The sequence below is a fragment of the Teredinibacter purpureus genome, assembly GCF_014217335.1.
Classification (GTDB): Bacteria; Pseudomonadota; Gammaproteobacteria; order Pseudomonadales; family Cellvibrionaceae; genus Teredinibacter; species Teredinibacter purpureus.
Map to the genome: position 1 here is coordinate 2,286,205 of NZ_CP060092.1, position 25,949 is coordinate 2,312,153.

A 25,949-nucleotide genomic window follows, 5' to 3' on the forward strand; every position below is an offset into this window, starting at 1 on the left:
TAATACTATAGCGCTGGGATGAACGGAGACATAACGATATCAGTTGTTCTATAGGGGCACGCAAAGCTCACTTTTTTACCTGCTTTTATGCGAAAACGTACGGCTCTTTCCACCGTAGGCCAAGGCGTTTCGTCCCACAAAATTTCTGCTTCGCCCGTTAGGTAAATATGGCTTCCCGTTTTAAAGTCAACCAGTAAAATTCCCGTTCTTGCATCTTCGCTTAAATTCCCTAAGGTGTTGAAAAAGTTGTTTCCACTATAGTCGGGAAAAACAAAGTGGTAATCGTCTTCGATTAGAATGAAGCCTGGCGCCCCACCTCTGTGAGATACATCAAAATCTGAATGGGCACTGGCAATAAAAAAAGTATCTGCACGGCTTAATTCCCTTTTTAGGCTATCGTCAAACACGGTGAAATCGGTCGCTACAGATTCAGATGGCTCGGTGATAATCTCCTGTAACTGCTGATGTATGTATTTGGGGCAATTACCAAAACTTTGCTGAATGTTAACGTCTAAACGTATTGTATCCCCCATTCTTTGCACATAATCGACTAGCCCGTTGACGCGATTGCGTCTTCGTGTAGGCCACTCTAACCCTAGCATGCCTAATTTTTTATTCGGGTGGAGGTGTTCTAGTAGTGGGTCATAGGGGTTCGAATTAAAAAATAATCGTAGGTTTTTTGGGTCGGGCGATTGTATAAACCCCGATTCCCCGTATACCGCTGTGGCCCAAATGTTGTGGGCAGAATCATCAGAGCCAAGAAACATCATAGGAAGGTTTTCATAAAAACTACGGTGTTGCTCCGGCATAACTGTTCGGATAACTTTTTTACCGATAGCCTCCATTTTGGCTTTCACACCTAAGCGCGATTGTATGGCAGTTTCTCCAGCGTGAAACGGGGAATTACTCATGGCTTAGCCCTCTGGTAGTGCTATGAATTCGACACGCAAGCCGCCAGGGATCGTTACCATCATGTGGGTAACGGGTGAACTATTTAAGGCTTCGGGTGCAAACTCTAATGTGGCGCCGTCATAATGTTCTATGGCCTTCTGAAGGGTTTCGAGTTGATCAATACCGCCAACCTTTATAGCGAAATGGTGTAATCCCACGTTTTGCTTGCGATCAAAGTGAACCATTTTTTGTGGGGTTTGTACTTGCCATAGCGTTAACATAGTAATGCCATCACTAATAAAAATTGCGGGATAATCGGGTTTTTCTCCGACACGTTTATAGCCTAAGACTGATTCAAAAAAATCAGCAGTGTTATGAATATTGGGAACGGTGAGCCCCAAATGATGGAGGCCATGGGTGCTGACATTGGTGTTTTGAGTGGGTGAAGGTAAAGGCATTGCATTGGTTCCTTGCTGTTTTTATAACGGAGTAGTGAACAGGTCTGTCTACCGGAAGAAGGTTAGTGTACAGATCTGTCTATGTCAACGGTTTTGTTCTATAATCTTTTCGGTAAATATTGAGGAGTATGAGCATGGGTGGGCAACCACGAAAGGCGCTATTAATTGATACGGCGTTCAAGTTGTTTAATGAACTGGGTTACCACGCTGCGGGTATTGATTTGATTTTGCGGGAATCGGGTGTATCGAAGGCTACCTTGTATAAACACTTTCGCAGTAAAGATGAATTGATTTTGGCGGTGTTACGTCAGAGGCACGAACAGATCATATTGATGTTGCGAGAAACCTTAATGCGTTCGGAGGATGAGACTGTGCGGGTGCTTGCAGTGTTTGATACCTTGGATGCGTGGTTTCAGTCGAACGATTTTTATGGCTGTTATTTTATCAAGGCCAGTGCTGAATATACGTTTTCGGGGGAGGCTATTCACGATTATGCTGCGTGGCATAAGGAGAGCGTTAAGCATCTATTAAAAGAGTTTATTCCCGATCGGTCGCCGACGAAACGTGATTCACTCGCCGAAAGTCTCTTGTTAATTATGGACGGTGCCATTGTCGGAGCGCATATGCGGGGCGATAGGCGTGCGGCAGAGAAAGGTAAAGAGATTGCCGCAGCACTGCTAGCGCAATAAAGGTTGCTTCTGGCCCTATTAAGTAAGGGCTACGCTTGAAGTGTTGTTTGCAGCAGGCTGTTGTCAGTTTTTCGTTAGAGGTTCACGGGTTGATTGTCTAGCAGGGTTGTACCATTACGCATGGATAACCGGCCATCGGCAAATAGACCAACGGCTAAAGGGTAAATGCGATGTTCTTCAATGAGCACGCGTTTTGCCAGTGTTTCTGCTGTATCGTTTTTTAGAATGGGGACACGCGCCTGTATTGCAGTAGGCCCGCCATCGAGCTCGGCTGTTACGAAGTGTACCGTTACGCCATGCTCTGTGTCGCCTGCGTCAATGGCGCGCTGGTGGGTGTGTAACCCTTGGTATTTGGGGAGCAGGGAAGGGTGGATATTGAGCATTCGGCCTAAATAGTGATTCGTGAACGCCGGAGTGAGAATGCGCATAAAACCCGCTAGTACCACAAGTTGGGGGGCGTGCGCATCAATGACATCACGTAGAGCAAGGTCAAAACTTTCGCGTGTATTGAACAGTGTGTGGTCGAGTACCTGCGCGGTAATACCCTGTTCGCACGCACGATCTAAGCCTTTAACGCCCGCTTTGTTACTAATGACCGCTCGAATATTAATATTCAGTGTGCCGTCATTTTGTCCATCGATAATGGCTTGTAAATTACTGCCGCTGCCTGAAATAAGCACAACGACATTAATGGGGGCGCAAGGGTGTGTAGCGTTCACGAACAATTCTCTTTAAAAAGTGTACTTATAAATCGTTCAGTTGAACTTGCTCTTCACCCGCCTTGGCGGCTTCAATTTGGCCTATTACGAATGCTTGTTCACCTTCGGCCTTAAGAAGTTCGAGAGCACGTTCAGCATCGTTGGCGGCAACACAGACCACCATACCTACACCACAATTAAAGGTGCGGTACATCTCGAATGCTGCTACGTTACCTTTTTCTTTTAGCCAAGCGAATACTTCGGGGAATTGCCAGCGGCTGCATTCAATTACGGCTTTTGCGCTTTCAGGTAATACGCGAGGGATATTTTCGGTGAGGCCGCCGCCAGTAATATGGCAAAGTGCATTTATGTCGATTTGCTTCATTACGTTGAGTAATGACTTCACATATATACGCGTAGGTTCAAGTAAGGCGTCACCTAAGGTGGTATTGCCTAGGGCGGTGCTGAGGTCGGCGTTGCTGACCTCTAAAATTTTGCGGATGAGCGAATAGCCGTTCGAATGCGGGCCACTAGACGCTAGTCCAATAAGTACATCTCCTGCTTGAACTTTACTGCCATCGAGAATTTTCGACTTTTCAACAATACCCACACAAAAACCGGCTAAGTCGTAGTCTTCGCCTTCATACATGCCTGGCATTTCAGCGGTTTCACCACCAACAAGTGAGCAGCCAGAGAGCGCGCAACCGTCACCAATGCCTTCTACTACCTGCGCGGCAATATCGACGGAGAGCTTACCGGTCGCGTAGTAATCAAGGAAGAATAGGGGCTCTGCGCCGCCGACGATAAGGTCGTTAACGCACATGGCGACTAAGTCTATACCGATGGTATCGTGCTTTTTCATATCCATGGCAAGCTTAAGCTTGGTGCCAACACCATCCGTGCCCGAGACCAATACGGGTTCGTTATAGCCTTTGGGTAGTTCAAACAGTGCGCCAAAACCACCGAGACCCGCCATCACTTCGGGGCGCTTGGTGCGTTTAGCGACGCCTTTTATACGTTCGACCAACGCATTTCCTGCGTCGATATCGACACCGGCGTCTTTATAGCTGAGTGATTGAGGGGCGTCGCTTGGGGGTGGCGTTTGTTGAGTCATATCGGTAGAGTTCAATCCAGTTAAACGGCAGTATTTTTGAGGCGTGCATTCTAACAGCTTCGTCAGCGGAGTGGCAGGGCCAGATCAACCCTTAATATTAAACCATAGCGTGATTTTTGTTGGTCTTAGCCTGCTTGAACCAGCGCAAGTTGTTACAATTCGCTATTCGTTCCGATGGAACGCTAACTGAGAAGCCAACTGCAGAGAGGATTGGGGTGAAAATAGCCGAAAACAATGTTGGATGGAAGGCGCAATGGACGCGAGTAGCGCAATCACTAGTGAAAATGACGATAGCACTGTCTTTGTTCGCTACGGCCGCTACGGCAGGGGCAAATGTTGATTTTTTTAGCGCCAGCGTACCGGTTGCCTCGCAATCAAAAGCTGACCGTATTGCGGCTGCCCAGCAGGGGTTTGCCGAGGTTGTCGTTAGAATTTCGGGTAGCGAGTTAGTGCTTGATAACGCACCGCTTAGCCGTGCGCAAGATAATGCCATTGCCTATGTTGAACAATTTCAGTACTCGTCCGTGATGGATGTTGGCTTGATCGCGGAAGGCTTTAACGAGCAAATTTCACTCGCCTTTTCTGCGCCGGCCATAGAACGATTGCTGCGTGACAATAATTTACCCTATTGGCCTATCAATCGACCAACCACGCTAGTGTGGTTGGTCGAAGATAATGTTGTGGACGGCAAACAGTTTATAAATGCCGACATAGCTCCCGAAGTGTTAGAGGGGTTTGAGTTGGCGAGTGCTCAAAGAGGGTTGCCGTTAAGTTACCCCCTGTTAGATTTAGAAGATATGATGAGCTTGTCGGCTGAGCAGTTATGGCGGTTGGATGAAGCGGCTATTCTAGAGGCTTCAGAACGTTATAGTGCGGACGCCATCGTGGTAGGGCGATATTCCACAACATCGCGTGGTGAATTGTTGGCAACGTGGCAATTTTTTCATCGAGGAGACTCTCGTGTATACGACAGTCGAAACTTAGAGACTGCTGAGTTAGGTTATTTCGCGCTCAACCCTCTGGCAGATTATTTGGGTGCGCGTTACGCCATTTTTTCCCGCGAGGGCAGTGTGCCAGCCTTGGTGCTGCAATTGTCCGGCGTTAATAGTTTTGGTGATTATCGGAAGGCATTGGATTATCTTGAAAATGTTGCGGCTGTAGCGGGTGTATTTGTCGCAGGTGTGCGCCAAGATACGGTGTTGTTGCATTTGGACTCGGATGCGGGTGCCGAAAAATTTATGAGTGCCTTGGTGTTGGACGGACGGTTAGAACCCGTGCGTGTATTAGGGGCCGGTGAGGTGCCCGTATGGCAGCAAATACCAAAAGGCTCTCCTGAAAACCCTCTATTTTATCGTTGGAAATAACGTTTAGGGCATCGGTCGCGGTGTTATGCCTGAGTGTATCCTGTGTGTTATAGGTCAATTAAAGTGTTGAATAAGTATGAGTAGTTCTTCTCCCGTTCAGTTGAGCCTTGGCGTTTCTTTGCGAGATGATGCCACGTTCGATAATTATTTTGTTGCGAGTGAGCGTACTGCGCAGGCAATTCATAGGCTTAAGTGTTTAGCGGGTGACCCCGATCAGCAACTACTGATGGTTTGGGGTATGCGAGGTTCTGGGCTTACCCATTTATTGCAGGCGGCTTGCCATATTGCCGGTGAGCATCAGCGTCGTGTCCAGTATTTACCAATGGCAGATGTTCGAGGTTACGAGGCTGCCCATCTTTGTGATGGTTTAGAAGAAATGGATATTGTTTGTTTGGATGGTATTGAGCATATTTGTGGCAATGCGCAGTGGGAGAAAAATCTTTTCCATTTATTTAATCGGTTGAGAGATGGGGGGAAATCTTTACTAGTATCTTCTCATGAGAGCCCGACAACCTTGCCTATCGCGCTAGCGGATTTAAAATCCCGATTACTGGGGTGCGAGGTGTATCAGATAGAAAGTTTAAATGACGAGGGTAAAAAGGAGGTATTACGTTTGCGTGCAGCGGCGCGTGGAATGGAATTGCCTGAAGAAGTTGCTAACTTTATTTTAAACCGTGCTTCGCGTGATATGGTGGACTTGTTTCATTTGCTAAATCGCTTGGACGATGCGTCTTTACAGGAGCAGCGAAAGCTAACCATTCCATTTGTGAAAGCAGTATTAGGTGTTTGATGCGCTAATATTGCACGTGCCGAGAATGGGTTTACTCTTAAGGTAACGGTGACGTCGCTACAGTGAATAAAATGCCGTAAGAAAACGGTTTTAAAAAAATGTCTATATAAAAAAGCCCCGCTAATACGAGTATTGGCGGGGCTTTTTAGTTAGAACATTACACGGTTTTACAAGTCTTTATATTGAACGCCGCGCGATTCAGCGTAGTGTGCTTCAGATACATCTACGCCCATTACCGGAAGACCTCCGGCATCCATTATGGCATTGGCGGCAGGTGTTAGCTGTGCATTGTCATCGAACAAGCTGCGTGTTCCTGCGTCGTCATTCGACCAGTCTGGCGCGCTCAACCAACGGCTAGCCTGGCTCCACGTTGCACCCCAATAGAAAATACCTTTGAAGCCATTCAGGTTTTCTACGGCATTGGTAAGGTCGTATAAGAAATCGTACTGACCTTGCTTAGAGTGGGTGTACGAGGTGCTTTCGTTGGCATCGCTGCGTGTCCAGTACGCTGCAGTTTCAACAAGGTAAACATCTTGTCCGTAGGTGTTGTGTAGCGTATTAATGGTAGAGACGGCCGTATTAATGCCGCCGTGCCACATCTCGTAAAATGATAGGCCCTGTGCATCCATTTTACCGCCGTTATTCGAATAGCTTGAATACCAAGAGGTCGCTTCTGATCCTTGGCCTGCATATTGAATAATAACGGGAATATTACCAATGCTTTTAACTGCATCGTAACCTGAGTTAGTTAAGCGCACAAAGTTGCCCCAACCGTTGGTTTCAATTCTACCAAGATCCCAACACATTCCTGGGTTTACTTCGTTACCCACCTGTACCATGTCGGGAAGAACACCTGCATTTTGCATAGAGGTTAGCGTATCGCGAGTGTAATTGTAGAGTGTACTTTCCAGCGTACCAATGTTCATGTTGGCCCACGCGTCAGGTGCGTAGTTTTGTCCTGGATCTGCCCACCAATCGGAATAGAAGAAGTCGAGTAGTATCTTCATGCCATTGGCTTTCGCTTCTTGTGCCATTGCAATAACGTAATCAAGATCTTGATGTAAACCGTAATTGCCTGGAGGGTTTACCAAAATACGAATGCGGGCGTAATTAAAACCATGGCTGGCTAAAATGCCAACGGCAGAATCCGTATTGGGTTCTTGGGTAGGTTGTGGCGTAGGTGTGGGTGTTGATGTGGGCCCAGAGGTTGGGGCTGGCGTTGGTGTGGGGTTAGTACCGCCACTATTGCCGCTAGTTGCGCCAAAATTAATAGCGCCGTTGCAATGCATTATTTCTGAGTAAGCGCCGCCGCCGCAGGTTTCATCCCAAAGGCCAGTGTTTTCGGCCATGTCTTCTGCTTGACGCGTTTCACCGTTCACGATGATGTAATCCACTTGTACATCTAAACCGCTGGCGTCATTGGTAAAGGCCACTTCAATATCACCCGAAGCGCTAGTGGATGCCGTGTAGTCTTGCATGCTTGCGCTTAATGTCCACGTCTGAACGTTATTGTCGCCAACACTCAGTGTGATTGATTCACTGCCATCTGTGCCGCTAGCGCGTACTGTAATATTTTGTGTTCCGGTGCCAGGCTCATCTGTGGGGGAAGGTGTAGGTGTTGGAGTGGGTGTTGATGTTGGTTGAGCCGTTGGTGTTGGTGTGGGCACCGGTGTTGGGTTGGTGGCGGCGGATACGAGAACAAAAGATACATCATCAAAGCTCGTCCATTCAGTATTGTCTGTTGCCATGCCAATGGTGCAACTGCTGCCGATAACGTCAATATTGTTTAGCGTAATTTGCGTCCAATTTCCCCACGAAATTGCGGGTACATCTACACGAACATTATTGCTGCCGCAGTTTTCAGCGTAAATGTAAGCATCGCTTGAATCTCCGCCTACGGAATAAACGGATAATGCGTAGGTGCCAGCCGTTAAACCTGTAAGGGTTTGATAGGTGTTTACATTGTAGTTATTGCTGGATGAATAGTGGGTTAGACGGTTTCCACTTCTACCGTCAGATTCTAAGAGCATGGCAGAAGACGTTCCTGACACGCTCCAGCTGTTAGTACCATTTTCAAAGTCTGGATTGTTGGCCAGGTTTTGTGCTGTTGCGTTTGTGGTGAACAGCATTATTGAAAGTAGAAAAGTTAAACATCCTAGTAGTGTTGCTTGTCCCTTTGGATGGATTAGGGTGTTTTTAAAAATCATTGGTTCAGTTTTCCTTTAAAGGTTTTATTTTCAAACTTGAACCGAAATACCACGCCTGGTACTGCCGTTTTAACCCTGCGTGCATCGCCTCGGCTTTCCGCAATATATATTATAAATATGTATTGTAAGATCACTATAGGTGAGCGATGTTGCGTTTTCAATCAATTGCAGGCAGTTGCTCCAAGGTAAATTTTGCCCCATAAAACGTACCCAAAAAAAACTATCAAGGTAAATCGATTCGCGCAAAATTTACCTTGTTTTAAAGGGTCGAAAGGCTCCGTGTTGCGGGCGATGCGGCCTTGTAATAATGAAGGTGAAGGAATATGTCATACCCGTTTGTTAAGGGTTAAGTGTTTTATACGGGGGAGTGAGGGGAATATGAATTTTCGATTTAAAGCGAAGGTTACGAGTGGCTTGTGGCTACACTATGACGTAAAAACGATGGTTCGTGGGAGTGAAGTGATGGAGGTTGCCTTGTGCTGTTTGAATAATGAGACGGAAGAATGGGGTGGTTAGAAGGAGAAGCTACAATAAGGGGGGTGTTGCAAAAGAGTATGTTTGCCGACGTAATCGTTGCGTAACATTGAGAGTAATGTGGCGAGAACCTGAAACGTCATTTTCGTCGATAACTTAGGGAGAGCTGGCACGCTTAAAGTGAGAGTGGGGCCTAACGGTGCCAAGTAGCAGTAAGCTAACAATTAACGCTGTGCTAAATATGTCGAATAGTGAATGGTATTGCTGGTATAGCATTAGCGCAAAGTAGCAGAGTAAAAGTGCAACGAAAGGTATTTTAATGTGAGGCCAAGCAAAACATAAAATTCCGGTGAGCGTTGTGGCTGCTGCGGTGTGCGTGCTGTAGTCCCCTTGTGCTAATGCCCATAGCGAAAAATGCTTATCCAAAAACATTAAACCATAGGTGATGACAATGGCGCTTAGAAATAGAACGCTCAGCAATGAGACGTGTCGCCAGTGTTTTGCTATTGCGTGGCGTAGAAGGGTAACGAGGACACCGAGTAGTAAAAGCGGTGTATAGCTATCGGCAATTAAATCGAGTGTTTCAAATGAAAGCATAGCGTTTTCGTTTTATGTTAAAGCCGGTTTAAACACCGGCTTATTTAAAAGAAAGAATTAAAACTATTCGGTAACGAGTAAACGCTTGATTTTATTAGGGCGCGTAACACTCAAGGCAATGGGCCATTACTGCCGGTTGCGTGCCGTCCTGAAGTGCAGGTTTTACATACTGTGAAAAAGCCTTAACGAGCGTATTCGCGTGATGTCCGCCAAGGGTGTTCAGCATATCGAGGCTCTGGAGTGAATTGGACAAGAGGGCACCGTCAACGCTTAGGCTAACTTGCTTCATGAGTTGTTGCATAATTTTTTCAGACGTTGAAAGTGGCGCTTCAATTTTTTTAACCTGATAAGTGTCTAGTGCGTGCACGTTAGCGATGTGGGCAAGGAGATCGGAGAGGCTGCCCAGGTTATCGACAAGCCCGAGAGATTTTGCTGTTTCGCCCGTCCATACACGTCCACCGGCTATTTCATTTACACTTGTGGGGTCGCTATCTCGCGCTTCTGCAACGATGTTTAAAAAGCGGGCGTACACATCATTGACGCCGTTTTGAATAAGATTTTTTGCCGGCGTAGAGAGCGCTCTATCAATATTGTATAAATCGGATAACGGTGTTGTACCAACGCCGTCCGAATGTATCCCCATATTGGTCAGTGCGTTGGATAAGTTTGGTACTAATCCCCAGACACCAATAGAGCCCGTAAGCGTGGCTGGGGTGGACCAAATTTCATTGGCGGCTGTTGAAATCCAATAGCCGCCAGAGGCCGCCATACTACCCATGGAAATATAAATGGGCAGGTCATTGTCGCGCGCAGTTAAAATTTCTTTACGAATAACTTCAGAGGCAAAGGCACTGCCACCACCACTGTTAACGCGAATAATAAGAGCCTTTAGGGTCTCGTCATTTCGCGCTTGCGCTATTAAATCGCTGAGGCTATCACCGCCAATCATATCCACATCTTGGTAGCCATCAACAATGGTTCCGGTGGCGACTATGAGGCCAATGTTAGGGCTATCTGAATGTAGAGTTGGTGTCGCGGATCGACGGTAATGCTCTAGGCTTATGGCGTTAAAGCTTTCGCCGTCTTCTTCTTTTCCTAAGAGTTCAATTAACGCGTCATTAATACCGTTACGAGAATCAATGACGTCTACCAATTGTAGATTTTGTGCAATGTTGGATAAGGGGTCTTTTTGCGCAGCGTCACTGTCTGAAATAGAGGCAATAAAGGCGTTGATCTGCTCGGCTGGAATTTCTCGATTATGGCTGACGATAGTAACGTAACGTTGCCACAGCTCGTTAATCCAGCGGCTGTTGTGCTCGCGAGAAGCGTCCGACATAGAGTTGCGCATAAAGGGTTCAACCGCGTCTTTGTAATCGCCTACGCGAAACACGTGGAACTTAATGGCGAGGGTGTCGGCGGCATCTTTGTAATAGTTTCGAAAAGTACCAAAGCCTGTCATCAGTACGTTCCCCATATCGTTCATAAATAAGGTGTCGGCATAGCTGGCTAGAAAGTATTGTTGTTGCGAATAGTTGTCGGCATAGGTGTAAATAGGTTTTCCGGTAGCTTTGAAAGCATCGAGCGCTTGCCCTAACTCTTCCATCTTGCTAATGCCGCCACCATTGAAATGATTAAGGTTCATCACTAGTGCGGTAATGCGCGCATCAAGCGAGGCCTCTATAATAGAATCGATTAATTCTTGGAGCGGGGTTTCGGCTATTTGATCGCCGGCACCAAACATCAAATCGGCTGGTGTGGGATTATAGGTTCTTTGGTCAACTAGGTAGCCTTCCGGTGCAATATACAGTGCTGTACTGCTGGGGATATCGTAGCTAGGCGCCGACGATAGGCTAGCAATAATTGAAATGACGATAGCAAGAAAGATAACATTTAATAACGCCGTTCGAACGCCGGTAATTAAACGCCAAAACTTATCCCAAATAAAACCAATAATTTTAAACATATGCAGTTAATCCCTAACGTTTTTGCATGCGTTGCAGCCAGCGTGCTGCGAGCATTGCAGAAATAAATAGTGACGAGGTTAAAAAAACAAAAACGCCGTCGGTCCAGTTGGCGGTAGAGGTGAAGGCACCGTCGACGGCTTTAACAAAATACACCAGCATTAAAAAACAGAGCCAGCTATAGCTGCGGTAATATTTTTGCCAGAGGCCGGGCAATAGTAATAATACGGGGACAGATTGCGCCAATAATACCACCCAGTTTGGGCCACTATTACGGCTTAAGTGCCAACCAATGAATAGCAGTATAAGCCCAGCAACACATACGGCTGTGGCGAGTACACTGTAAAAAACTTTCTGTTCTAAGTGAGCGATGGGGGCTACTGGCTTTGTTGACATGTGTAAAGGTAACTCATAAAGGTTGGTGTTAAATAGGAGGCAACAAAAAAGCGTTAAGCGAGACGTTGTGCAAGGTTTGCTACACGCTTGCCTAAAAATTTACACAATTGTTGCTCATCATCACTCATGTTTTGGTCATGCTGTGTTCCGCTTACATGGCTTGCGCCATAGGGGGTTCCACCCGTTTTGGTCTCGTGCAGTGCTTGTTGACTATAGGGTATTCCGGCAATGACCATGCCTTGGTGTAGCAGGGGTAGCATCATAGAGAGCAAGGTGGATTCTTGGCCCCCGTGCATAGAGCTTGTAGAGGTGAACATTGCGGCGGGCTTGCCTATTAAATCACCGTTTAGCCAAAGGCTAGAAGTGTTATCGATAAAATATTTTAGGGGTGCAGCCATATTGCCAAAACGAGTAGGGCTTCCCAGTATTAGACCTGCGCAGTCTTTTAAATCATTTTCATTGCAGTATAAATCGCCTTCTGTCGGGATATCATCTTCGGTCGTTTCGCATACGGTCGAAATAGCAGGCACGGTCCGCAAACGAGCTTCAAGCCCTGCGGTTTCTACGCCACGGGCAATGAGCTGAGCCATCGCTCGGGTGGCACCTTGGCGGCTGTAATAGAGAACGAGAATATAGGGCTGAGGCATTGTGTGCTTAACCTATGAGCGTGTTAACATTTTCGGGTGGACGACCGAGTATGGCGCGGCCCGCTTTAGTGACTATTGGTCTTTCGATTAGTTTGGGGTATTGCACCATATAATCAATAATCTCGGCGTCACTTAATGCGCCATTCGAAAGTGCGCAATCTTTATAGGCTTGTTCGCCCTTACGCAAAAGTGCGCGTGGGCTCATTTCCAATGTGTTCAGTAGCAATTGTAGTTCGGTTGCCGTGGGGGGCGTTTCGAGATAGAGCACCACTTCTGGCGCAATCCCAGCCGCTTCAATTAAAGCCAGTGTTTGGCGAGATTTTGAGCAGCGAGGGTTGTGGTAAATTGTTACGGTGTCGGTCATGGGAATCGCTATTGTTAAGGGAAAGACGGCTATTCTAAACGTGGTCGCCCATGGGCACCAATTTTCATTTAATGAAGTACGTAATAATGAGTCGAAAACCCAATAGCAAGCGTGCACAGCCCTCAGGCAAAACAACGCACATCGTGAGGCTGAGAGCGTATCTCTCGTCGATGACGGGCTTTGTTGCGGAGTTGGCTCATGAGTTTATTGATAAGGGCTGTCAGAAGAGTGCCGCGGCCTTAACCTACATGACACTGTTCGCTCTTGTGCCTTTAATGACGGTGACGTATGCCATGTTTTCGATTATTCCTGCGTTTGATGGGGTGGCAGAAGAGCTTCAGGGTATGATTTTTACCCATTTTTTACCGGAAACTGGCAACGAAGTGACCGATTATTTGGCTGATTTTTCGTCGCAGGCTCGAAGTTTAACGAAGGTGGGCGTCGTTATACTGTTGGTTACGGCGTACCTCATGCTGCGCAATATCGAGAAAACCTTTAACGCAATTTGGGGTGTTAGGCAGGGCCGTAGTGGCTTGTTTGGCTACCTGCTCTATTGGGCCATTCTGAGTATTGGCCCTTTATTGCTGGGTGCGGGCTTTGTTGTAAGTACGTACTTACTTTCGTTAAAGCTAATAGTCACTGAGCTGAATGAGTGGGGGCTTACATCGACCATCGTCCAATTATTACCGTGGCTGATGACCAGTGTGGCCTTTACCCTTTTGTTCGTGGCGGTGCCTAATTGTCGCGTTCCTTTCCGTTTTGGCCTTATCGGCGGTATTTTAACTGCAATACTGTTTGAGCTACTTAAAAACCTGTTTGGATATTTGGTGGCGAATTCCAGTTTTAAACTGATTTACGGCGCGTTTGCGGTGGTGCCACTATTTCTTCTATGGATTAACTTTCTTTGGACCATTATTTTGGGTGGCGCCGTATTTGTGCGTACGTTAGCCGAGCACAGTTATGCCTCTCGGGTGCTGCGTTATTCCGATATGCTCGCGGTATTGCGTTGTTTGGCGCTGTTCAGAGATAAATTGCGGTCCGGGGCTACCGTGGGCGATAAGGATTGTGTGAATTTGGGCTTAGGGCTCGTACATTGGCAGCGATTACGGTCGTTACTGGTGGAGTTTCGTTGGATAGTGGTGACGGACTCGGGAGATTATGTTCTCAGTCGTGACCTTAAACAGGCCAGCTTATGGGATGTGGCAGAGATGGTGCGGTTACCGGTGAATGAACAATTGGCCGATAACGATAACATTCCCAGCCCTGAGCCCTGGTTGCGTGACTTTTTAGCGCGTCAGGCCCAGATCGGTGAAAACGCACGTCAAACGTACGCCATTCCGCTTGAGACACTCTTTTCTCAAGAGCGCTAGCGGCGGCTGCACGAGTATTGGCTGTGCGTTATGAGTGTCAAAGTGGAAGCTGTCTGTTCGCACCTTTGAATGGCATGAATTATCGCTCATTACGCTTGTTTCTAAGCGTTTGCAGCACAGCTGTCTATAATCAAAAGAAATCTTGCTCCGAGGCGATTATTCGCAAAATCTTATGGCTATCCCTTTACTGATATGCGACGACTCCAATATGGCGCGTAAGCAGGTTGCACGTTCATTGCCCGAGCACTGGGACGTGGATGTCACGTTTGCGGGCAATGGCGTTGAGGCAATGAAAGTGATTCGTGAAGGCAAAGGTGAAATGGTGTTTCTTGACCTCACAATGCCCGAAATGGACGGGTTTGGTGTGCTCGAGACCGTGAAAAAGGAAGACTTAAAAAGCGTGATTATTGTTATTTCGGGTGATATTCAGCCCGAAGCCCGTGAGCGCGTTCGCGCCTTGGGAGCGCTCGATTTTATCAAAAAGCCCGTCAGCAAAGAAAAACTTCACTCAGTATTGGAAACCTTTGGCTTACTGTAGCCGCAGGTTCTCGACTGCACCATTTGTAACCCAGCCACTTCATTGATGCCCTTTTCGGGCCGTTCTATTGCATTAGAAACGTTCTAATCAGTTACGTTTGCGTTGCGCTACACCCAAAGTGGCGCACAAACAGGTTTTCAATTGCTGTTAAACTTGCCCTCCAAATAAAGAGCCTCTCTAACGTTGTGGTGTGCGTTCACTGCAGAACACTCACTAACCACTATTTGATTATTACCGATATGAAACTTTCTAACATTGGACAGCAGCTTGGTCGTGACGCCGGTATCGTGAGCTTAATGGAAGACTTGGGCGACGCTCTGAATGTAAACCCGAATATGCTTTTTTTAGGGGGTGGAAACCCAGCCGCTATTCCAGCGGTGGAGCGGCGATTAGCGGCGCATCTACAAGCAATTGTATCGGACCCGCAGCAGGTTAATAAATTATTAGGGGTTTACCAGTCGCCACAAGGTAATGAAACTTTTATAGCCGCGTTGGCTAAGTACCTGCAAAAAACACAGGGTTGGGCGATTACAGAGCGAAATTTAGCCATTACCAATGGCAGCCAGTCGGCCTTTTTTCTGTTGTTTAATTTGTTGGCGGGGCGCGATACGGAAGATTGTGAGCGGAAGATCTATTTGCCGCTAGTACCCGAGTATTTGGGGTATCGAGATCAAGCCCTGTCACCCGATATGTTCAAGAGCTTTCGTCCCGAGATTGAATTACTCGGTGACCACCGTTTTAAATATAAAATCGATTTTAATGCGTTGACCATCAAGGAGGATATAGCGGCATTGTGTGTATCACGGCCTACAAACCCCACGGGTAATGTTTTGACCGATGAGGAAATGCAGCGTCTTAATGCGTTAAGTTGTGAGCATAACGTGCCGTTGATTGTCGATTGTGCCTATGGAGCTCCTTTCCCCGGGATTTTGTACCAGCCGGTTAATAATGTTTGGCAGCCGAATACAATATTTGTATTGAGTTTGTCCAAGCTGGGTTTGCCGGGGGTGCGAACGGGTATAGTGGTCGCACACGAAGCTATCATTGAGAAGCTCGTGTGTGCCAATACCATTGTCAGTTTGGCGAATGGTAATCTTGGGCCTATGTTAGGTACCAAATTGTTGCTGGAAGACAATATTGATGCGTTGTGCCAGCAAACGTTATTGCCTTATTACGAGCAAAAACGAAAGCTGATGTTGGAGTTGATTGCCCGGTACCTCGTAGGGCATGACTACCGAATCCATGCTTCGGAAGGCGCTTTTTTTCTCTGGCTTTGGTTTCCCTCATTAACGGTTACGTCTGAAATACTCTATCAGCATTTGAAACAGCGAAACGTGCTAGTAATGGCAGGGGAGCATTTTTTCTTTGGGTTAGAAGAGGGCTGGCCGCACAGCCGGCAATGCCTGCGCTTAAACTTCTGTCAAAGCGAAGCCGTTATGACAGAGGCATTGATTATTCTTGCGGATGAATTACACCGTTGTCGTTACCGTTAGTCTTCGTCTGTTTTTCTGAGTTAATTGAACCGTAAGTTTAGGACGGCATGCTGCGTTCGAAACGGGGAGCATCGGGGAAGACTTTATGTGCTTACGGTGATTAGAGGCTTTGCTTCAGTTGAATTAACGCATTTTCAACGAGTTGATTAAGGGGCTGGTCTATATCAAGCGGGATAATATCGTGTTCGTTGGGTGCTTCGAGTGCGGCGAACTGGCTGTCGAGTAGCGAGGTCGGCATAAAATGGTCTTCTCTAGTCTTCATTCGAGCAAGTATGAGTTCTTTGCTGCCGTGTAAATGTAAAAAACGGACATTTGCCTCCGAGATGCGGAGTAGGTCGCGATGCTCTTTGCGCAGCCCAGAAAAAGCAAGAGTACAGCTTTTGTGGGTGCGCGATAGCGCTTCCAAATGCGCGCGTAATGTTTTCACCCAGGGTAGTCGCATATCGTCTGTTAGCGGCAAGCCGCTAGCCATATGAGCTTTATTGGTCTCGCTGTGGAAATCGTCGGCATCTAGGCTTTGGATTCCCAATTGGCTTGCTAGCGATTGTGCGACGGTCGTTTTTCCGCACCCCGAAACGCCCATTACAATCACCATTAATGGCGTGCTAGACAGGTGTGAAAGCAGGGGGGTTTGATCGCTATCATTCATATTGTTGCCGTGTGCGCGGGTGCCCAATTGTTAAGTGGAGTGTTGCTTATGGTGTAATGTTTGGTTCGAAAGTTCCACTCTAGCGCCTCTACTTTAGAATGATAGCGCTGTCATTATTGTTGTGCTAAGGTTCTGCGCGGATACTCTGACAGGGTTAGCGGTGGCGGAGTTTAGAACGTATGGCCTCAAAACTCTAGTTTTTAAGGGAAGCGGGTGAACACTAAATCAGTAAAAAGACGCGTAACAATGTCAGACGTCGCCGAACTGGCTGGTGTTAGCGCAATCACGGTGTCACGGGTAATTAATCGCCCAGAGAAAGTCTCCGCTGTAGTTAAGCAAAAAGTGTTCAGTGCCATAGATTCACTGGGCTACATTCCGAATCATTCGGCGAGTGCATTAGCCTCATCACGCTCAGGTGTTATTGGCGTTGTAATCCCGTCTTTGTCTAACAGTGTTTTTAATGACGTACTGAAAGGTATATACGAAGTTACGGGGCCTACGGGTTACCACGTGGTATTGGCCGACAGTCATTATTCACCTTTAGAAGAAGAGCGTATGGTGCGTACGCTACTGGGTCAGTCACCTGAAGCAATGATTATTACAGGGGGCAATCAAACCGAGCTTACGCGTAACATGTTGCTAGGTGCGGGTATTCCTATTGTTCAAATAATGGAATCGGTGGATGAGCCCATCGATATGAATGTAGGCTTTTCTCACCGCGAAGCAGCATTTGAGGTTGTGTCTAAAATCGTGGCTGCAGGTTATACCAAACTCGGTTTTCTGGGGGCTCGCATGGACTCGCGCGCGCAGCAGCGATTACAAGGGTACCGCAATGCCATGGAAGCACAGGGTTTGTTTAACGATGACTGGGTGATGACCACACCTAGGCCTTCGTCTATTGCAATGGGGGGGGAGCTATTTACCAGCCTCATGGCTAAATCTGAAGGCGAATGCAACGCGGTTTTTTGTGTAAACGATGATTTAGCCTTGGGCACACTGTTTGAATGCCAACGAATGTATATTTCGGTTCCCGATAAAATGGCTATCTGTGGATTTAATGATATTGAGGCATCTGCGCTGGTGAACCCGCCGTTATCCAGCGTGCGCGTACCTCGATATGATATGGGGGTAACAGCCGCGCAGATGGCGTTACGTGTATTATCTGATGACGACAATTCTGCGGCAGAGCAACACAATAAAATTGTCGATTCTGGCTATCAAATTATGATGAGAGAATCGACGGGTTATAAAAAATAATAATGAAAAGGATTTAGGCTTTGGCCTGGTCCAACACTAATTTTTGGGGGTTAGTTGTGACAACAAGTACTGCAGGCGATAGAACGGCCACGTTACCGTTAAAAGAAAAATTGGGTTATGGTTTTGGTGATTTTGGCTTTAATTTATATTGGACAACTATCGCATCTTTTCTAGCGGCATTTTACACCGATGTATTTGGAATATCAGCGGCTGCCGCAGGCACTATGTTGCTAACCACAAAAGTTATCGATGCGTGTACTGATCCGGTGATGGGTGCCATTGCTGATCGAACGAATACTCGTTTTGGTAAGTTTAGGCCCTTTCTTATTTGGGCTGGGTTGCCTATGGCCGGCGCCGCAATTCTCACGTTTAGCACACCAGACCTTAATGAGTCGGGCAAGGTTGTATACGCCTACGTAACCTATACGCTCATGATGATGATGTACACGGTGCTCAGTACACCTTACTCGGCATTGTCCGGCGTGATGACCGCGCGTAGCCAAGAGCGCACGTCCCTTATTAGTATTCGTTTTATCTTCGCCTTTTCGGCCGGATTTTTTGTCAATTACTTTACATTGGATTTCGTCAACGCGCTGGGTAATGGTGACGATGCTAAAGGTTGGCAGTTAACCATGACCTTATATGGTCTTGCCGCAGCGCTTATTTTTGGTGTTACGTTTTTAACCACTAAAGAACGAATTTCACCACCGGCGGGGCAAAAAACAAACCCAGTTGACGATATTAAAGATCTTATCGCTAATCGTCCTTGGCTCATTTTATTCGCGTTATCCATGATTATCATGATGACAATTACGATGCGTGCGGGTTCTGCCTATTATTATTTTACTTACTATTTGGAGCGTCCCGATCTACTTGGTATGTATTTAGGGCTTCAAATGGCCGCTTATGCCGTTGGCGCTGCTTGTGCACCATTGATGACCAAGTATTTAGATAAAACGCGGTTGTTAATGCTGTTAATGTTAATTGTGGGTAGCCTCTCTATTCTATTTTCGTTTGTCAGTAAGCCAGAACTTAACGGTGTGCGCAGTATTGAAGGCGGCGAATCTATTACGTTACAGGCTGGGGCGTTAACAAACGTGGAGTCCATTGAGGGTATTCAGTACCAGTGGCAAGAGCATAAAAAATCATGGTGGATATTTACCGATCGTGTCGCGATTGCAGGTGAAACAGCGGCTTCGGCTAGCTTCTCTTCTGACGAAGATATGATGGTGAGCGTTGTTGTGATGGGTGTAAATGACGCGGGAGAAACGATTGAAGTTGACAGCGGTGAGCTTCCTAGTGAAATTTTTACGATGTTTATACTGTGTATATTGATTAGTTTGGCACTTGGGCCTAAGTCACCATTAACGTGGTCTATGTATGCCGATACCGCCGACTACAACGAGTGGAAGACAGGTCGTCGTGCCACAGCAATGACCTTCTCGGCTGCAACTTTTTCTCAGAAGCTAGGAGGTGCGTTAGGTTCTGCAGGTATGTTGTGGGTACTGGCGGCATTTGGATATGCTGCTAAGGCGGCGCAAACTGATGCTTCTCAATTTAGTATTGTATTGCTGCAAACGGCGGTACCAGGTTGCTTTGCGCTACTAGCGGTGTTTGTTACGCGGTTGTATACCTTAACCGGTGATCAGCTAGAAACTATCCAGAAAGAGCTTGAAGAGCGAGAAGGCTCAGCCTCTTAACGGTAGTAATTAGAAGTCATGTCTATTGTATAGCCGTCAAACGTTGACGCTGTGTTATGCATCTTTTAAAGCCCTCACCGCTTTTCGCCGTGAGGGTAAATGTTCCAGGTAAAAGGTAAGCTCAACGCACAGCTTTTCGGCTGTACGTTCATTAGCATAATTGCGTAAGTAAAAAACACAAATATCTATTGAAATTTTGTGAGTGAGAGCGGGTGCGCTATGTGCAGCCACTTCTTATTGGCTGCACATATTTTGGCGTTTGCCCTTGGGTGGCAACTCATTTGTTTTAGAAACTTTTTGTTGGAGTTTTGAATGTTAAATATTACTGATAACGGTGAACGTTACGAATTGTTAGATCCGACCGCCATGCCGAATTCTGCAGGCTTTCTGTGGAATCAAAAAATGATGATTCAGGTGAATTGTCGTGGTTATGCCATTGCGCAGTTTATGCAGCCGGAACCTTCAAAATACACCTATCAGCCAATGGTTGAAGGTAAGATTTTTATGTTGCCCGAACAGCCATTCTTTGCACATTCGCCTGGGCGTTTTTTCTATATTAAAGATGAAGAAACCGGCGAGATATTTTCGGCTCCGTTTGAGCCGTCTAAAGTGCAACCGGATGTTTTTGTGTTTTCTGTGGGTAAAAATGATATTCGCTGGAGAGTTGAGCACTTAGGTATTGAAGTGGCGTTGGAGTTAAGTATTCCTGCTAACGATGTTGTTGAACTTTGGAAACTGAGTGTTACGAATAAATCTGGGCGTCCACGTAATATCAGCGTATACCCTTATGTGCCGTTTGGTTTTATGAGCTGGATGAATCAGTCTGCGCAATATAACGAATCATTGGGTGGTATTGTTGGCTCCTGCGTAACGCCGTATCAAAAGCTTGATGATTACTTTAAAAACAAAAATCTTAAAGACAAAACTGTTTTTCTTCACGAACGAAAACCAACGGCTTATGAGGCTTGTCGTGATATTTTTGAAGGTGTTGGTGGTATACACCATCCCTCGGGCATTCAGGCAGAGCAGTTGGGTAACGGCGATGCACTTTATGAAACGCCAGCGGCAATCTTTCAATATCGTTTAACGTTAGAGGATGAGGCCCGCGAAGATTACCGCTTTTTATTGGCGCCTGCATTTGACATAGCCGAAGCAAGTGAGACGCGCAATCGTTATTTTAGTGATACTGATTTTACCGCCACGAAGTCGGAATATGCCGCCTACGTGGCCAAAGGCAAGGGTGTTATTACGGTTGATACACCGGATAAACACTTCGATAACTTCATTAATCATTGGTTGCCTCGCCAGGTGTTTTATCATGGTGATGTAAACCGCCTGTCTACCGATCCGCAAACGCGCAATTACCTCCAAGACAGCATGGGTATGAGTTACATCGCGCCGGAAGTAACCAAAAAAGCCTTTTTGTGGGCATTAGCGCAGCAAGAAGAAAGTGGTGCTATGCCGGATGGCATTTTGTTGCGAAAAGACGCCGAATTGAAATATATCAACCAAATTCCTCACACCGATCACTGCGTTTGGCTGCCGGTATGTTTGCAGGCGTACCTCAATGAAACGGATGATATTGCCTTTTTACAAACGCCCGTTAAAGATTGGAAAGGTGATGTGGTACTTACCGTGTTTGAGCGGATTTCATTAGCCATGCGGTGGTTGCTACACGACAGAGACGAGCGAGGTCTAAATTATATTGCGCAGGGCGATTGGAACGACCCTATGAATATGGTGGGCTATAAAGGTAAAGGCGTTTCGGGCTGGTTGTCGGTGGCAACGGCTTACGGTCTAAAGCTTTGGGCTGAGGTGTGTGAGCGTGTGGGTGAAACTGAAGCCGCCAATGAATTCAGAGCGGGGGCCAAAGCAATTAATACCGCGGTTAACACCCATATGTGGGATGGCGATTGGTATGGTCGAGGTATTACCGATGATGGTGTGGTATTTGGTGTTGCCAAGGACGAAGAGGGCCGTATTTTCCTGAACCCTCAGAGTTGGGCATTAATGGCAGGAACACCCGATGAAGCGCAATCTGCGAAAATACTTACGGCTATCGATGAACAGCTCAATACACCTTATGGCGTAATGATGCTAGCCCCGGCGTATACGGCAATGCGGGATGATGTCGGGCGAGTGACACAGAAGCACCCAGGCGCCGCAGAAAACGGCTCCATTTACAGTCATGCGTCTGCATTCTACGGCTGGAGTTTGTGTTGTATTGGCGATGGTGACCGCGCATTTGATGTAATTCGTAAGATGATCGCCGGGCCGGATGACGCTGATTTACGTCAAAGAGGGCAGTTACCTGTTTACATCCCCAATTATTATCGTGGCGCCTATTACCAACATCCACGTACTGCGGGGCGTTCAAGTCAGCTGTTTAATACCGGTACGGTTTCTTGGGTATACCGCTCGGTGGTGGAAGGCTTATTTGGTTTAGAAGGCTGTACGGAAGGTCTAGGCATTAAGCCGCTACTGCCGAGTGATTGGCCGTCTGCTAGCGTAGTGCGTGAGTTTCGTGGGGCCTCCTTTGCGGTGAGCTACCAGCGTATTGAGGGCCTAAAAGAGATGAAGGTACTTGTGAATGGTGAAACGCTGGAAACACCACTCATTACGAATATTGTAGAGGGAGATTCTTATAAGGTAGAAGTACTACTACCGGCGGTATAGGGAGTATTGGTATCACGGTTAGGGTGGTGATGGCTTGAACAGATAGGGGAAAACTACAATAATGGCGGCTTCCATTACGCACAATAATAACAACAAAGAGTTTTCCCCGTGATCAAGCCAGCAAACCCTATCGCCCCGTCTCTAGCGAACCCGTCTGCAATCGGAATGCCGCCGTTAGCACTATTCGGGTTGTTAATATTCGCACTATTAATGATGGGGTTTAATACCATCAGCCATCTTAGTGTTGGTATTGGCGATGAAGATGTCCACCGTTTTCAAATTAACTGGTTTGTTAATGGCCAGTATGAAATATTCAAATATGTCACGATGTTGCCGCTGTATCATGCGGTGGTGGCGTTTTTAGGTAAAGTTTCGGGATTGACCAGCCTCAATGGGTTGCGGTTTGCCCACTTAGTCTTCGCTGCGGGTGTCATACCTGCTATGTACGCCCTAACGCGCTGCTTTTACCCGAATGAAGCGCAATCTCGTACATTACTCCTAATCTTTGTGCCTTTCTTATTTCCACTGTTTTTCTTGACCTATACGGACTTGCCATCGCTAATGTTCGTACTGTTCATGATAGAACGCGCCTGGAAAAAACAGTACTTTTGGGCGGGCTTGTTGGCCTTGGTTGCCGTGGTGATGCGTCAACCAAACATTATTTGGGCGGCCTTTACGGCATGCCTCGTGATTTTGAGTACGGCAAAAGAAATGTCGGTTGGCCTTAGATTATTATCGAAAAATGACGGCGACGAAGTGGTGTTGGGCCTATTAGATAAAGCTTTTATTATTGAGTCTCTTAAGCGTACAAGTTACTTCGTAGTGGTGTTTGTACTCTTTGTTATCTTTGTTGTTGTGAACGGAGGCGTTGCTGTTGGCGATGCAGAGCAGCACCCTATTTCGTTTAACCTTTCAAATTTGTATTTTTTCTTACTGGTCGCTTTCGTACTGTTTTTGCCGTTCAATGTTGAACAGGTAGGGAATATTAAACGGTTGATCGTAGCGAATTGGTGGATACTGCCGTTACTGGCGGTATTGTTTGTTGTTTACTTTTATACCTATGAACACCCACATAAATACAATACGACCGCGTTAAAATTCTATCGTCATAATCTGTTTTTACATTATACGTGCGATATTTTGCCAATTAAAATTGCCTGCTTTATACCCATGGCGTGGATGTCGCTTAGTTTTGTAACGGCCGTACGGGAAAGTACCTATGGGCCACAACTATTGTTAATGCTGCCGTTTGCGTTACTGTCTTTTGTACCCCTACCCTTAATCGAGCAGCGCTATTATGTGGTAGCGCTTACGCTGTTTCTGGTGTTGCGCCCTAAAATATCTTCTTGGAGTACAGGGCTTACCTTAGGTGGCTTTATAGCCTTGTGTGCGTATGTAATGTTTAATATTTCACGGCAAACGTTTTTCTTGTAGTACTGCCAATACTCAAGCCATACGCATGAACAACTTTTAATAATAACGACTTAACAAGTAGTGATCTTATGTTCGCAATCTATTTAATTTTTACCATTGCATTTCTTTGGTTTTGCCTTGCTGGGGCAACGCTCGCCATACACCGTTGGTGTCCGCACTTCCTTCTCGCAAAAAGTGTAAGTGTAGTGTTTTTCGTGCTTAGCCTGTTCTTCGTTGAACATTTTGTTGGGCTTGGGGCGCTAAATTGGGGGTTGCCCCTCTTTATGGCTATTGCGGCATGGTTTTTCTGGAAAAAAATAGAAATTGTGAAAAGTCGCGAATTTATTGTTGCCGAAATAATATTCTTGGCAGCTTTTATTTACGCATTTCTTTGGCGTTTTACTTTTCCTTCTATTACGCCATCGTCAGAGCGTATGACCGATCTATTTTTTATAACGAACTATATGCAAGGCGCCACCTTGCCTGCGGTAGATAATTGGAACCCACCGCATCTTTTTGATTATTACTATGCCTTCCAACATTATGGTGCAGCCTTGCTGGGCCGTATTCTTAATCTTTCGCCGGGGGCTTCCTATAATTATGGCTTCGGCTTACTTGGTGCGCTACCCATTACACTCGTGGTCTTCGTTGGCCAAAGAATGTTTGCTGGGCTTGGGTTTAAGTACTATCAGAAAATAGGGCTCGCGGCGTTGCTTACCTGTGCAGTTGCGTTTGGCGGCAATGGTTTGTCGCCGCTACTGCGCTTGGTTTATGACTCGCCAAATTATTCTACGTTCGTTAAAGCGGGTATGAATGAAAATGCGAAAGCGCAAGCGATACAACGATTTCATTCAGCTCAGGCCAATCAAAGTCGCGACCTAATTATTGGCGCTGCTCGCTTTATTGGGAGTGATCGCGACAAAGACATGAAAGACCGTACTATCTCGAATAAGGCGCTAGCCAGTGCTTTTTTTCCTGACACAAAGCCGGTAATACAAGGCAAGAAAATGGTTTTGCCGTCGGAGAACCTTGGTTATCAATATTTTTTAGGGGATTACCATCCGACGCTCGGCGGCTTTTTCTTGCTGGCGTTAGCGTTGGCTCTATTGTTTTCACTTCAGCCTATTGGTGGTGTGCGGGAAAGTGAGGCGTGGTCTAAGCGAGCGCAAGCGGGCTTGACGTTGTGTGTGCCCTTAATGCTTATTACCAATACATGGACAATGCCCTTGTTGGTTGTATTGATCGCGGCGTGGATGGCATATCGCTTATTGTCCAAGTTGCCCATATATTGGGCATGGCTGATAGGCGGGGGTGTAGCGGGGAGCTTTTTGATTTATCCCTTTATGGCAGGTTTTTTAACTAGCACGTTACCCACTCCGGTTGTTTCCGTTAGCGATGAAATGCGTACCCCGTGGCCGCGTTTTCTTGCCTTGCAGTGGCCCGTTATATTGCTTATTGCATTCGGTTTTTTGGGAAGGCAGAGCACGAAAAATAGCGTGGATGTTTAGCGCTTTGTGGTTGGTTTTACTGGCTGCTTCTGAGTTAATTTATATTGATGACCCCACCGCGGCGCATTTTAGCCGTACGAATACGGTGATGAAGTGGTGGGGCTGGATACAAATGGGAGCCTTTGTTTCGCTGGGTGCTTTATTGATGAGTTCGTCAACGAAGTGGCTGCGTTATATTACCCTCATGGTACTGTTCGTGATTACAGCAACAGCGGGTTTCGAATTACAGCGTTATTGGCGTCATTCCGGGAAATTTTACGCGGGCGACTTAGATGGCCATCACTGGTACACGAATAATGCAACGAACCGGCAGATGTTCGAATATTTAGAGGCAGCGGAGTATGGAATTGTCTTGGAGCCGGTGTTAGATAATGCCTACAGCAACACTAGTATTTACGGTATTTTTAATGGCAAACCTGTTTTGTTGGGGTGGCCTTCGCATTTGCGAACATGGCACGGAAATGTGCCGCGAACGTGGATTTTAAAAGAGCAAATTGATCGGTTTTATCAAGGCGAGAAAGAAGACGCATTAGCGTGGTTAAAAAGCCATGATGTGGAATATGTTGTTTTTAGTCCGCGAAGTGATAATGCAAAATTTGATGTAATAAACGATCAGATTAAAGAGGGGTTTGCTTGGCATGAATTTGAACATTCTCGTCAACGCCATACGGGAATCTGGGTTAAGGTAGACTAAA

Annotated in this window: 24 protein-coding genes; 13 read left to right on the forward strand and 11 right to left on the reverse strand. The window is 46.5% G+C overall.

Features of this window, described 5'->3' with window-relative positions; all coding sequences use genetic code 11:
• Positions 1-5: 5 nt before the first annotated feature.
• The gene (locus tag H5647_RS09895) at positions 6-911 is read right to left on the reverse strand and encodes a pyridoxamine 5'-phosphate oxidase family protein (RefSeq protein WP_045858220.1); all 906 of its coding nucleotides are present in this window, start codon (positions 909-911) and stop codon (positions 6-8) included.
• A gap of 3 nt (positions 912-914) precedes the next feature.
• Positions 915-1,349 (reverse strand): VOC family protein, encoded by a 435-nt coding sequence (locus H5647_RS09900; RefSeq protein ID WP_045858221.1) that lies wholly within the window; start codon positions 1,347-1,349, stop codon positions 915-917.
• 134 nt (positions 1,350-1,483) lie between these two features.
• Here H5647_RS09900 and H5647_RS09905 point away from each other — a divergent pair, with 134 nt between their 5' ends.
• On the forward strand, positions 1,484-2,038 hold the full coding sequence (locus H5647_RS09905) for a TetR/AcrR family transcriptional regulator (RefSeq protein WP_045858223.1): 555 nt from the start codon (positions 1,484-1,486) through the stop codon (positions 2,036-2,038).
• Positions 2,039-2,112: 74 nt separating this feature from the next.
• On the opposite strand, the gene purN is transcribed toward H5647_RS09905, so the two are convergent.
• Both purN and purM read right to left on the reverse strand, forming a co-directional pair.
• Positions 2,113-2,757, reverse strand: coding sequence for a phosphoribosylglycinamide formyltransferase (gene purN / locus H5647_RS09910; RefSeq protein WP_045858225.1), 645 nt, complete (start codon positions 2,755-2,757; stop codon positions 2,113-2,115).
• Positions 2,758-2,782: 25 nt separating this feature from the next.
• Positions 2,783-3,850, reverse strand: a complete 1,068-nt coding sequence (gene purM / locus H5647_RS09915) for a phosphoribosylformylglycinamidine cyclo-ligase (RefSeq protein WP_045858227.1) — start codon at positions 3,848-3,850, stop codon at positions 2,783-2,785.
• Between the two features lie 215 nt (positions 3,851-4,065).
• Here purM and H5647_RS09920 point away from each other — a divergent pair, with 215 nt between their 5' ends.
• On the forward strand, positions 4,066-5,214 hold the full coding sequence (locus H5647_RS09920) for a DUF2066 domain-containing protein (protein WP_162926351.1): 1,149 nt from the start codon (positions 4,066-4,068) through the stop codon (positions 5,212-5,214).
• Between the two features lie 76 nt (positions 5,215-5,290).
• Complete coding sequence (hda, locus tag H5647_RS09925) at positions 5,291-6,004, forward strand: DnaA regulatory inactivator Hda (protein ID WP_045858228.1); 714 nt, start codon at positions 5,291-5,293, stop codon at positions 6,002-6,004.
• Between the two features lie 167 nt (positions 6,005-6,171).
• On the opposite strand, the gene H5647_RS09930 is transcribed toward hda, so the two are convergent.
• Complete coding sequence (locus H5647_RS09930) at positions 6,172-8,211, reverse strand: glycosyl hydrolase 53 family protein (protein WP_082087021.1); 2,040 nt, start codon at positions 8,209-8,211, stop codon at positions 6,172-6,174.
• Between the two features lie 378 nt (positions 8,212-8,589).
• Here H5647_RS09930 and H5647_RS09935 point away from each other — a divergent pair, with 378 nt between their 5' ends.
• Positions 8,590-8,727, forward strand: coding sequence for a hypothetical protein (locus H5647_RS09935; RefSeq protein WP_162926352.1), 138 nt, complete (start codon positions 8,590-8,592; stop codon positions 8,725-8,727).
• A gap of 114 nt (positions 8,728-8,841) precedes the next feature.
• On the opposite strand, the gene H5647_RS09940 is transcribed toward H5647_RS09935, so the two are convergent.
• From H5647_RS09940 to arsC, 5 genes are all read right to left on the reverse strand, one after another.
• Positions 8,842-9,282 carry a hypothetical protein gene (locus H5647_RS09940; RefSeq protein ID WP_052691984.1) on the reverse strand — a complete coding sequence of 147 codons (441 nt, stop codon included), beginning with the start codon at positions 9,280-9,282 and terminating at the stop codon, positions 8,842-8,844.
• Between the two features lie 94 nt (positions 9,283-9,376).
• Positions 9,377-11,245: a signal peptide peptidase SppA gene (gene sppA, locus H5647_RS09945; RefSeq protein ID WP_045858232.1), complete on the reverse strand. Its 1,869-nt coding sequence runs from the start codon at positions 11,243-11,245 to the stop codon at positions 9,377-9,379.
• Positions 11,246-11,258: 13 nt separating this feature from the next.
• Positions 11,259-11,639 carry a DUF2069 domain-containing protein gene (locus H5647_RS09950; protein ID WP_045858234.1) on the reverse strand — a complete coding sequence of 127 codons (381 nt, stop codon included), beginning with the start codon at positions 11,637-11,639 and terminating at the stop codon, positions 11,259-11,261.
• Between the two features lie 53 nt (positions 11,640-11,692).
• Entirely contained in the window at positions 11,693-12,286 is a 594-nt protein-coding gene (wrbA, locus tag H5647_RS09955; protein WP_045858236.1) for an NAD(P)H:quinone oxidoreductase, read from the reverse strand.
• A gap of 7 nt (positions 12,287-12,293) precedes the next feature.
• Positions 12,294-12,650, reverse strand: a complete 357-nt coding sequence (arsC, locus tag H5647_RS09960) for an arsenate reductase (glutaredoxin) (RefSeq protein ID WP_045858238.1) — start codon at positions 12,648-12,650, stop codon at positions 12,294-12,296.
• An 86-nt stretch (positions 12,651-12,736) separates the two neighbouring features.
• On the opposite strand from arsC, the gene H5647_RS09965 reads away from it, so the two are divergent.
• From H5647_RS09965 to H5647_RS09975, 3 genes are all read left to right on the forward strand, one after another.
• Positions 12,737-14,020, forward strand: coding sequence for a YihY family inner membrane protein (locus tag H5647_RS09965; protein ID WP_052692265.1), 1,284 nt, complete (start codon positions 12,737-12,739; stop codon positions 14,018-14,020).
• A gap of 172 nt (positions 14,021-14,192) precedes the next feature.
• Entirely contained in the window at positions 14,193-14,558 is a 366-nt protein-coding gene (locus H5647_RS09970) for a response regulator (protein WP_045858242.1), read from the forward strand.
• A 239-nt stretch (positions 14,559-14,797) separates the two neighbouring features.
• Positions 14,798-16,051 (forward strand): valine--pyruvate transaminase, encoded by a 1,254-nt coding sequence (locus H5647_RS09975; RefSeq protein ID WP_045861274.1) that lies wholly within the window; start codon positions 14,798-14,800, stop codon positions 16,049-16,051.
• 100 nt (positions 16,052-16,151) lie between these two features.
• On the opposite strand, the gene H5647_RS09980 is transcribed toward H5647_RS09975, so the two are convergent.
• Positions 16,152-16,700, reverse strand: a complete 549-nt coding sequence (locus H5647_RS09980) for a gluconokinase (protein ID WP_045858244.1) — start codon at positions 16,698-16,700, stop codon at positions 16,152-16,154.
• Positions 16,701-16,946: 246 nt separating this feature from the next.
• Between H5647_RS09980 and H5647_RS09985 the strand changes: the two genes are divergently transcribed.
• The 6 genes from H5647_RS09985 to H5647_RS22145 all read left to right on the forward strand — a co-directional run bounded on the left by H5647_RS09985 (position 16,947) and on the right by H5647_RS22145 (position 25,948).
• Positions 16,947-17,957 carry a LacI family DNA-binding transcriptional regulator gene (locus H5647_RS09985; RefSeq protein WP_045858246.1) on the forward strand — a complete coding sequence of 337 codons (1,011 nt, stop codon included), beginning with the start codon at positions 16,947-16,949 and terminating at the stop codon, positions 17,955-17,957.
• Positions 17,958-18,013: 56 nt separating this feature from the next.
• Complete coding sequence (locus H5647_RS09990) at positions 18,014-19,657, forward strand: MFS transporter (RefSeq protein WP_045861275.1); 1,644 nt, start codon at positions 18,014-18,016, stop codon at positions 19,655-19,657.
• Between the two features lie 312 nt (positions 19,658-19,969).
• Positions 19,970-22,333 carry a GH36-type glycosyl hydrolase domain-containing protein gene (locus H5647_RS09995; RefSeq protein ID WP_045858255.1) on the forward strand — a complete coding sequence of 788 codons (2,364 nt, stop codon included), beginning with the start codon at positions 19,970-19,972 and terminating at the stop codon, positions 22,331-22,333.
• Positions 22,334-22,441: 108 nt separating this feature from the next.
• Positions 22,442-23,767: a Dol-P-Glc:Glc(2)Man(9)GlcNAc(2)-PP-Dol alpha-1,2-glucosyltransferase gene (locus H5647_RS10000; protein WP_045858257.1), complete on the forward strand. Its 1,326-nt coding sequence runs from the start codon at positions 22,442-22,444 to the stop codon at positions 23,765-23,767.
• Between the two features lie 68 nt (positions 23,768-23,835).
• Positions 23,836-25,254: a DUF2298 domain-containing protein gene (locus H5647_RS10005; RefSeq protein WP_236074856.1), complete on the forward strand. Its 1,419-nt coding sequence runs from the start codon at positions 23,836-23,838 to the stop codon at positions 25,252-25,254.
• The gene (locus H5647_RS22145) at positions 25,247-25,948 is read left to right on the forward strand and encodes a hypothetical protein (RefSeq protein ID WP_236074858.1); all 702 of its coding nucleotides are present in this window, start codon (positions 25,247-25,249) and stop codon (positions 25,946-25,948) included. Before H5647_RS10005 ends, H5647_RS22145 begins: the two co-directional genes overlap by 8 nt.
• Position 25,949 lies beyond the last annotated feature (1 nt).